11 protein-coding genes and 1 pseudogene are annotated in these 9,699 nt (G+C 42.9%); 5 read left to right on the top strand and 7 right to left on the bottom strand.

Annotated features, from left to right (window positions below; translation table 11 throughout):
• The 3 genes from ACP5L5_RS11060 to ACP5L5_RS11050 form a co-directional block, all read left to right on the top strand.
• Window positions 1-1,127 (top strand): APC family permease (locus ACP5L5_RS11060; protein ID WP_428763796.1); only part of this gene is annotated, 1,127 nt, incomplete at its 5' end.
• Between the two features lie 53 nt (window positions 1,128-1,180).
• Window positions 1,181-1,501 carry a hypothetical protein gene (locus tag ACP5L5_RS11055; RefSeq protein WP_428763794.1) on the top strand — a complete coding sequence of 107 codons (321 nt, stop codon included), beginning with the start codon at window positions 1,181-1,183 and terminating at the stop codon, window positions 1,499-1,501.
• Window positions 1,502-1,558: 57 nt separating this feature from the next.
• Window positions 1,559-2,074, top strand: coding sequence for a hypothetical protein (locus tag ACP5L5_RS11050; RefSeq protein ID WP_428763793.1), 516 nt, complete (start codon window positions 1,559-1,561; stop codon window positions 2,072-2,074).
• A 10-nt stretch (window positions 2,075-2,084) separates the two neighbouring features.
• Here the strand turns inward: ACP5L5_RS11050 and ACP5L5_RS11045 are convergent, their stop codons facing one another.
• The 3 genes from ACP5L5_RS11045 to ACP5L5_RS11035 all read right to left on the bottom strand — a co-directional run bounded on the left by ACP5L5_RS11045 (window position 2,085) and on the right by ACP5L5_RS11035 (window position 5,321).
• Window positions 2,085-2,858 (bottom strand): endonuclease V, encoded by a 774-nt coding sequence (locus tag ACP5L5_RS11045; protein WP_428763791.1) that lies wholly within the window; start codon window positions 2,856-2,858, stop codon window positions 2,085-2,087.
• Window positions 2,855-4,306 (bottom strand): tRNA uracil 4-sulfurtransferase ThiI, encoded by a 1,452-nt coding sequence (gene thiI / locus ACP5L5_RS11040; RefSeq protein ID WP_428763789.1) that lies wholly within the window; start codon window positions 4,304-4,306, stop codon window positions 2,855-2,857. The genes ACP5L5_RS11045 and thiI overlap by 4 nt, the downstream gene beginning before the upstream one ends.
• 397 nt (window positions 4,307-4,703) lie before the next feature.
• A complete protein-coding gene (locus ACP5L5_RS11035) occupies window positions 4,704-5,321 on the bottom strand; it encodes a proteasome subunit beta (RefSeq protein ID WP_428763787.1) in 618 nt (205 codons plus the stop codon).
• Between the two features lie 53 nt (window positions 5,322-5,374).
• On the opposite strand from ACP5L5_RS11035, the gene ACP5L5_RS11030 reads away from it, so the two are divergent.
• Both ACP5L5_RS11030 and ACP5L5_RS11025 read left to right on the top strand, forming a co-directional pair.
• A complete protein-coding gene (locus ACP5L5_RS11030; protein WP_428763785.1) occupies window positions 5,375-5,704 on the top strand; it encodes a hypothetical protein in 330 nt (109 codons plus the stop codon).
• A 79-nt stretch (window positions 5,705-5,783) separates the two neighbouring features.
• Window positions 5,784-8,057, top strand: coding sequence for a hypothetical protein (locus tag ACP5L5_RS11025; protein WP_428763784.1), 2,274 nt, complete (start codon window positions 5,784-5,786; stop codon window positions 8,055-8,057).
• A gap of 99 nt (window positions 8,058-8,156) precedes the next feature.
• Here the strand turns inward: ACP5L5_RS11025 and ACP5L5_RS11020 are convergent, their stop codons facing one another.
• From ACP5L5_RS11020 to ACP5L5_RS11005, 4 genes and pseudogenes are all read right to left on the bottom strand, one after another.
• Complete coding sequence (locus ACP5L5_RS11020) at window positions 8,157-8,423, bottom strand: hypothetical protein (RefSeq protein WP_428763782.1); 267 nt, start codon at window positions 8,421-8,423, stop codon at window positions 8,157-8,159.
• Between the two features lie 144 nt (window positions 8,424-8,567).
• On the bottom strand, window positions 8,568-8,933 hold the full coding sequence (locus ACP5L5_RS11015; RefSeq protein ID WP_428763780.1) for a nucleotidyltransferase domain-containing protein: 366 nt from the start codon (window positions 8,931-8,933) through the stop codon (window positions 8,568-8,570).
• A gap of 79 nt (window positions 8,934-9,012) precedes the next feature.
• Complete coding sequence (locus ACP5L5_RS11010) at window positions 9,013-9,312, bottom strand: HEPN domain-containing protein (RefSeq protein ID WP_428763778.1); 300 nt, start codon at window positions 9,310-9,312, stop codon at window positions 9,013-9,015.
• Between the two features lie 29 nt (window positions 9,313-9,341).
• Window positions 9,342-9,699, bottom strand: a pseudogene (locus ACP5L5_RS11005) (ATP-binding protein); the annotation flags it as partial.

The following is a 9,699-nucleotide window of genomic DNA, read 5'->3' as shown; positions in this document are numbered from 1 at the left end:
TTAATTACTTTGGTGTTAAATTCTTCGGTCAATCAACGACAGGCATCGGTATAATAAAGTTGATACTATACCTGATAATTCCGGTTGGGCTCCTTGCTGCTGTGTTTATGCCGCAGAACGTATCTAGCTTACCTGGTGGTTTTGTACCTTACGGATGGGCTGCAGTATTCTCTGCAATACCTCTCGGCATGTTTGCCTTCGGTGGTACTAGGGTTATTCCTGACTATGCCGAAGAAATGAAGAATCCGCAGAGGGATATGCCAATTGCCATCCTACTTGTGGTTATTGGTCAAACATTGATATACGTGTTGTTTGCCGCTACGTACGTATTATCAATTAAGTGGAGCGCGTTCAATGTGAAGCCTGGTGATTGGGCTGACCTAACATCAATCACATCATCATATAACCCGGTAATGTACATAGCTGGTACATACGGTATTAACTGGTTATTGGCGATAGCTACAATAGTTGGTATTATTGGCCCCTTCGTAGTCGGCTATATCTATCTCGGTGGTGGAACAAGGGTCTTCTTCTCGATGTATAGATCTAAATATGTTAGCCAAAGGGTTGGTGAGATCCATGAGAGATATGCAATACCTTATTGGGCATTGATAATCTTTGGTATTGTAGGGTTAGTACTAGCTCTTCTCTCACCAATACCGACTGTCTATACAATAATTGAGGAGGCTGTTGTGGCTGGATACCTAGGCTTCTCGGTAGTGCCGGTGTCATTGGTGGTTTCGAGAAGGCAGGGATTAAGTGGAACATACAAGGTGCCTGCGGCGGCCGTTATTGGCGCACTCGCCTTCATCTTCGCTACTTGGATTGTTTATTGGAGCGGTTGGCCTGCAACACCATATGGTGTTTTGCTCGTGTTTGTTTTATCGATTATTTTCGCAGCCATTTATAGGGTTAGGGGTGCCTTTAGGAATTCCACTTGGTACATTGTTTATATGCTCGCCATGGTCCTAATGACGTACATCGGCCAAACAGCAGGAGGACCAGTGCCAATACTTAAGTTCCCATGGGACATGGTGACAGTCACAATACTAGCCATAGCCTTCTACACATGGGGAGTATTCTCAGGACTACCAAAACCATATGAAGCACAACCAACGAAATCGTAAAAAGCCACCTGAGGGTATAGCATTTTAAAATAACCGTGAATTACCAATGCAGTATGTCTGGTGTAACGCCAATTGGCAGTAATTGGGTACTGTCTAGTTTGAATGTTGTTCCTGAGTTTAGGGTTGATGAGGGAAAGGTAATTGTTAGGTTAACAGGTTGTGTTGAGGAACCTATTGTTAAGATGGTGTGTCACACTGTCAATATTGAGTTATCACTAAAGACAAAACCGGAGGATGTTAGGGAAATACTTAGGAAGGCTTATTACGAATTACTTAATGCCTTGGATACGAAGATTAAGGCAGCCAGAATTCTAACTCATTTGTATAGGGAGTTGCTTGGTTCATGTAAGGATGTTATTGGGATTGAATGCTAACCCATCCCTAGTTAGCCTAGGCTAGTGTTTATAAAATTGAGCATAAATTAATAATTAATGTCTTCAGACAATGCCAAACCGCCTATTTCTGAGTCGCCACTCAGCCCATTGGAGAGGCTCCAATTACTAGTGCCGGGTTTCAGAGGCTATAAGGTTAAGGACTTGATTAGGCAGGACGATTTCCTCGTTAGGAAGACCGCAGCTTCAATGCTTGAGGAGGCTCTTGGCTTTATTGAAAGGATTGAGGGGGAGATAGCCCGTAATAACCCCTTTGATTCATTGATACAGCAATACGAGACCGTGCTCAGTGACTTAAGGAGTTTAATTGCTGAGGTTTGGGGATCACCAACAGGCGATGCTGGCATGCATGATAGGTTTAAGGTATTTCCCGAGAACCTGGAGAAGCTTGTTGAGTATGATCTAAAGCTTGTCGATACGTCCAAGACAATACTCGACTTAGCTAAGGCTAGGGCTAACCCTCAGGTTATTGATTCGATGATTAGGGATGTCAGGACATACGTCATTGAGAGACAGAAATTATTAGTACCTGTGAAACTCGGTGAGAAGTGGTAACTCATTAAAATTAAAAGTAATTGCTCATTGATGACTTGCACTCATTATCTAATTCATTAATTGATGTATCACTCATTAATTTCCCAACAATTCTCTTCTTCAGATTATTAGCCGTATTATGCGAGTGTAGTATTGGTATTGGCATTTGTGAACCAACACATAGTCTCTTAACGAGATCAACGGCACTCCTCAGTGACAAACCATAACCAACACTAACATAGGTTGGCTTACTTGGCGCGCATTGTATTGCCCAACCAATAACCTCGTCAGTACTTATATCAAGTATCGGACCCTCAACTCTATCCACCCTACCATACAATAGCGACTTAGCGACGCCAATAGTCGGCACGTGCATACATACACCGAAGTGGCTAGCAATACCGAGTCTATATGGGTGTGCCCTGCCATGCCCATCAATGAGGATTATCTGAGGCTTAGTCCTTAACCTAAGGTATGCATTTACCACAGGCTTCAATTCTCTGAATGAGAGTAGGGTTGGTATGTAGGGAAAAGTTATTGGACCAATCCAACAACTCCACTCAATAATTGACGATCTACTTATGGAATACGTGCTAGCTATTGAAATTCCAATTTCCGTACTTCCACGGTTAATATATGCAACGTCAATACCCGTTATTAAATCAACACCATCAATACTGATTAAATCATCCTCAATAACCCTACCAGCCAATGCTGTCTGTATTTTCCTAGCAATCTCAAGGTGAAATCCCTTAGGTACCCTGGACCTCACGTAACCCTCGCTAGGTCCCCTAGATACTTTCATGATGACCTCCTCAACCTATTAATGTCTATGGAAAACGCCTTGAAGTCTAACCTCCTAAGCTCAAGCGCGCCCCACTTACTGCTCAAGCCCTTGCTACAATATAGTACGTAGACCTTATCCCTACCCATGGTCTCAGCCGTACTCACCAACTTGTCAACATCAACGTTTATAGCACCTGGGTAATGCCACAACTCATACTCGCCCCTACTCCTTAGGTCAATAACAACAGCATCCTCAGGTACGTGATCAATCTCCACATCACTCGTTCCGAGCATTAACTCATTAATCACCTTATTGACTGCGCTCGCCCTCAACATCACGGCACTGCTCAACAGGTTATTGATGAGGTCTTGATCAAGCTTGTTGAATTCTTTGTTCAATTCCTCAATAGTAACCCTAGTCCTGGGCTTTTCGGAGAATATTGCGCAGAATTCCTCAGTCCTCATGGACTCCTCATAAGTCCCTATCCTCCTCGCGTAATTCATTATATCGTCCTTATCAAGACCAATTAATGGCCTATATATTGGTAAGTCTATGCCGTACTCAATGGCCATTAGATTATGGAGAGTCTGCGAGGACACCTGCCCCAGGGACTCACCAGTCACGAGACCTAACGCACCTATTGATTTGGCAACCCTAGACGCAACCACATAGAGTACCCTCTTAAACAGTACACTCCACATGTGTGGATTGGCCTTAGCTCTAAACTCGCTAATTAATGATGAGCAGTCAATTATGAAGAGTCTCGGATCATAACCAATAGACCACCTGCTGAATAGTGCATGTGTTACTCTAAGGAAATTAATAACATCTATTGGATAAGCTAATGAACAAAACAAGGCATCAACGTAGGAACCCCTCCTCATCATGAACCAGGCAGCCACGGGTGAATCAAAGCCGCCGGAAATTAATGCAAGTAATTTACCCTCAGAACCAAGTGGTAAACCACCAGCTCCATTAATCATCTCAGTAAATAAAAATGCCTTATTACCCCTAACCTCAATAAACAATTCAATGTCAGGCCTCTCGAGATCAACACCCGCACTAAACGGCTTTAAGGCGGCACCAATGGCCTTAGCCACATCCATTGAGGTGAAGTTATGTGAACCAACCCTATGAACCCTAACAGCAAATCTCCTACCCCTAATCAATTCGCTCCACTCCTTAACGGTGGCATTAACAATATCATTTAATTCCTTAAATTCATAAGCCTTAACTGGAGATAATGATCTAACACCAAAAACTCTACTAATTACGTCAATACTATCCTTAATCTTATCATCGGGAACCTCAACAAACAACCTACCCTGAGACCTAGTGACCCTGGCATCAATACTAATACTCCTCAATCCACTAAGTATGTGGTGCATGAGTAATCTCTCCATTAACGACCTAGTGCCGGACCTCTTAATCGCAACTTCACCATACCTAACTAGTATTAATGCCATACAACAACTAACAATTATGAGTAGGCATTATGAAATAAAAATCTACCTCATCATTAATCAATGATCTCCAACACCTTAATCCTTCAATATAATTACTACTTACGTTGCAAATCATCAATAACATAAAACGGTTGATGAAAGACGATGGGCCTTTAGGGTAAGGGAATCAGCAAAGACCAATTTCATCAACCCTCAGTCCCGTGGAGGCACATCACTAAGTAAGTTGTATGAAGGTTGTTCTTAAGTCTTCATGAAAAAGGAACTCTGATAATCATTACGAAAACCAAAAGAGCTAAATTCCTTAGGTAATGTATTTACCCAGCCCCGCTGGCGTGGGCCGACCGAGTTGGGATTAACCCACCGATGAGGCTGTGCTCCTCCAACGCGGGGCACATTGTCATAATCGCAGTGGCTGTAGTGGTATTGTTTCCTCCGTTGAGCCATTACCCGTTATTGTCAGTATGTCAATGCCATCCCCAGAGACTGGGTCCCTGGATATACTTTGGTTTATTGCCTTAATGGCTAAATCCCTGGCCTCCTTAATACTCATTCCTGGCTTATAATTACTCTCGAGTATTGCGATTGCCAGTTTTGTCCCTGTGCCAACGGCTGCATAGTCATCCTCAATCAATGAACCAAGCGCATCCATTATGAAGAGGTGTGGCCCCTCATCATCGATACCACCAACGAGAACCTCCACGAAGTATGGTAATATCCTATTGGAGAATAGTACGTATGATAAGAGTTTAGCCGCAGATCTAATGCTGGGTCTTGTCTTTGTGTCTAGGGAATAGAGCGACATGTACGCCTTAGCTATCTTAGTGAGCACTTGCATATCAGCCAGTATTCCTATTGAGGCCATGCCAATATTGTCATTAACCTTAAACACCTTCTTACCAGACCTACTGAACATCGTGAATCCATAGGCAACCCTCTTCTCGGCAGCCAGCACAACGCCGTCACTAGCCTTAATCCCAACCGCAGTCCCCGTTATTAATTCCTCAATTGACGCCATCAAGGCAATTAATGGGCATTCCCTTTAAAAAGTTATACCTAGTGGCATTTACTGTGAGCACACTCATTAGGGATGAGGATGACATCCACGTGGAGTGCGACATGGATTACAGTAAGTATGTGATTGGTGGTGTTAATTACGTACCATGCATAGTAAGGACTAATGACATCAGCAGTATCATGAGTATACTAATGAGTTACGTGAGTGGTGATCACGCACTTAACCAACTAATGATTAGAGTTGTCAATAATAATGAATTGAGTATTGATATGCCAATTACAATAATGGATAGTGGTAAGTCACTTGGCGAGGTAATTAATGAATTAATATATCTAATAATTGGTATTAAGCACTGCCTCAGTCATGTTGAGGTAAAGCATTAAAGAATTAATGCCGTCTTCTCATTAATTAATTATGAAACATGAATTAATAATTAAGCCGTTAATTGGCGTGGCGACTTACATGGTCAGCATAATTGAGACACTTTATGTTTGGTTGCAATTATTTAATGGGAGTAGTTATTACTACAGCCTTGGAGAGTTGATCCTAAAGTCCCTGGGCATGGTTAGTTTTAGTGCCAATGACCTGGGTCAAGGCCTTATACTCAGCCCATTGGTAATGAGCGGTTACTTACCAATATTCATCATGCTCCTCATAATAATCACCAATTCATTAATTGCCATATATACGTATAAGCTCGGTAGGGTTAGGGGATTGGGACTTGGGATCATTACTGCCGTGGCCATCACATCAATTATTAATGCCTCATTAATTAGCCTAATCACGAACCCCTGGCTTCCCCAGATAATCTCAACGGCATTGGCCATAATGATGTATTACTATGTAGACAATGATAATAAGGTGGTTAGCGCCAGTTTATCAGCGTTGATAGCCTTCCTAAGTCCAGTTACTGACTTACTTAACGTGTTAATTCCAATAACCCGCTGGTTTATGAATAGGGAGTTTAATGAGTCGAGCCAATACGTACTGACCATAGGCCTAATAGCATTCACCTACTACTGGATAGCTGGCACGTACTCGATTATTCACGAGATAACGACACAGGAAATACTCAATCAAGTCATTTACCTATTATCAACAACGTCCTTCATGCAATTAGCTACCTTAGACACGGCAATACCTGCCCTATTAACAACGGTACTTGGAGGCCTCGGATTCATGGCGGTTGTTCCTGCAATCCTCGTAATAACACTCATAGAGATCTTCAATAAATTACGTGAGAACAAACTAGCCGCACTAACACTTGCCGTGGCCTTAATAATCACGGCATTAACAACACCAATATCACCACTATGGCCACCATACCAGGGAACTAGTTCAATAAGTATCAACTGGGAACCCATAAGTAAGGACTACGCTAATATATACAGCCTTGCATCACTAGCACCCATTGGTTATATTGAGAACACCGTACTTCCAATATACTCCTCAATCGTAATGAACCCAGGGAGACAGTCCATGGGCTACATAACGCCTATTAAGCCAGTGAATGGCACATATGCAATATGTGGCGATTATCAACTTGATCTTAAGAATTATACGGAGCTCCCAATAATAAATGATTTTGAGGAATCCATAGGCCAATTAATCACCAATGCCACGAGTTACGTGGAGGACCCCTCACTAATAATACCGGGTGGTTTATACCAAAGCGCCATTCTAGTTAGCACTGGTGAATTAACGATACCCCCTGGAAGGTACGTGGTGTCCACGACAATAAATGTGATACCAGTAACCCCCTACATGAACGCGTCAATACCCCAAGTCATGTCAATACCATTAACGAACACAGTACTACCAATAAGCGCCAATTCTATAATAACCTTCAACCTGAACCTGAACTTTACGGGGAGTATCAATAAGGTAATTATTTATGGAGTATCATACTCCGAACAACCAGCAACACTATCGCTCACAATGCTCAGGAATGGGCAGGTAATTGCAAGAGTCTCTGGTGAGGCTCCACCCATTACGCAGGGCATGAAACCATACCCAATAAGCTTCATCATAAACGTGAACATCACGCGGGGAACCTACGAGTTGAGCATATCCACGGATCAACCACTCATTCTCTATGTAAGCATAGGCACGGGAATGAAGATAATAAGCAATAACTCCACACTCAATTACCCAAGTGAGGCACCTACATACTCCATTGAATATATAACGACTAAAGCCGTACCCATGAAATTCACATGGCTAAGAATATCATTAGCAACAGCCAACCAATCAGTCGTTATGAACATAACGAGCGGCGGAACATACGTACTAAGGGATGCGGTAGCCATAACCCAGTGGATTAATTCATCAATAAACCTATTAATAACAGTAAATGAGCCGGTGCTACCCACAAACATAACCATAAGCCCAATATCAATAAAGCCCCTCGAACCAACACACTGCCCGACACCACTAATAATCAAGGCACTTGAGGAACCAAGTAAGTCACTAATAATTAGCATGGCCGCACTACCAATAGCAGCGGCGCTACCATTAATGCCAGGCCTAAGGCTTAGACAGAGGATGAGGAAGGCATTACTCATCCTTGGAGTGACCCTAATGCTGCTATTCTACGTAGTGTGGGCCCTGGGCTTCACAAACCTGGCACCACAGCTATATAGCCCAGGCGTGTTGAGGATATTTGGTATACTTTTTATAATAGGACTAGTGGTTGTGCTGGTGATGTCGTTTATGGTTAAGCCTAAAGACCTATGACATTTAACATTAAATGGTAGTGCTTACGAGGAATCACGGTTAAGACGCATAAGTGCTTTGAAAGGAGATAGAGACTATCTATTTCTATTTAGTAACTCCTTAACGCCTAAGGAACTCACGACCTAAATCACTCAATTTATTAAACCTACACAACCTCCTGCTGACAGGTTCACAATAATCATCATACCTATCCACAAGCCCCAAATCCCAAGCCAAAAGCAACAAATCCTCACCATAACCCCACATACGCAAAAAACCAAGTAATTCCCTCGTATATGGATCACGACCCCTACGAGAGCCAAACTCATCAATAGCCTCAAGCAACCTCGCCAAACCCAATATGGGGACATCTATCCTTTGACCCATTGCGTTACCAATCATTAGTAACTAAATAAGTAAAACGAAGGTGCTTGGTAGTCTGCATGGAGAAGGGTTTATAAGAGCGTTACTAATGATTGGTAACGCAAACGACCATTGAACTGCCACGCCCCCAATGGCAGGGCCTCTGTATCATTTTCTGCATAGTCTCATTAATTCCTCTGGGTCGCCAATGATTGGTATGCCTATTCTTAGTGTCTCGAGTATTATATTATTATTCATGTAGTGACTGCAGAACTCGCTTAGGATAAATACAATGACCTCCACATCACCTAGCGGTGACCCAATTACCTTAGCCCTAAATGGTGGCTCGCCACTCACTATAACGACCAGGTCTATGTCGTTCATGCCCAGCACGAATTCTCCACGGGCCATTGAACCAATTATGAAGACCGCGATTGTGTTTAGACCTCTGATAGCCTTATTAATGGCTTGAATTAACTGGCTCGAATCCTTAATATTATTCCTCCTGGCAACATCATACACTTGACTTAACAAGGTTAATCACTCTATTCACGTAGTCTATCGCCCTTCTGGCATCCTCCTCGGTATAATGCCTATGCTGGGCGCCTGACGGTTAGGCACTTGGGTATCGCGTTGGCACGTAATAACTATCGAGCTCGTCACCAACCCTAATCAACTCATCATCAACGTCAATGCCGTTATCCCTAAGCATCTCGAGCAACTCCCTAACGCTATGCATGTGTTCATACCGATTCAACCTCCTAATCAAAAGGGCCTTAAGCGCCTTCTCGGCGGCCTGCTGAGTAAAGTAGCAGGCCTTTGAGTACCTACCAAGCCTCAGAAGGTCGATTACCGTTGCCAGATTATCCTCAGCCTCATCAAGCCAATCAACCCAACGCTGATAAGAGGGCATTTAATTATCGGCAAAGGAATACTTAATACTTATCTTAAAACCTCCAACGCCCTTCTGACGGCTTCCCTATGCAGTGGTGTTTGCCATGCCACGTACTTACCAATGCCAAGTTCAGGATCCCTAATGGGAGGAGGTTCATCAATCCAAAATTGCAAATCCCTATCATACATGTTGTATATGATTAGGTTCTTAGCTATGAGCTTATTCACTAATTCCCGTGGTGCCTCAAACCACAGGTAGTCCGGATCCTCCACAGCCTTCTCCAGTTGGTTCCTCCACCTCTTTACGAATCCTTGGTCAATGTCCTTAAATTTAATAAGCTCATTAACAGTGCCTTCAATACTCCAGTTGTTTTCATAAAGTAGGGCTAGCATTCTTGGATTACCT

The sequence above is a fragment of the Vulcanisaeta sp. genome (assembly GCF_049966235.1).
GTDB classification, from domain to species: Archaea; Thermoproteota; Thermoprotei; order Thermoproteales; family Thermocladiaceae; genus Vulcanisaeta; species Vulcanisaeta moutnovskia.
Note: the sequence above shows the minus strand (reverse complement) of the source record. Positions and strands in the feature narration are given on the sequence as shown.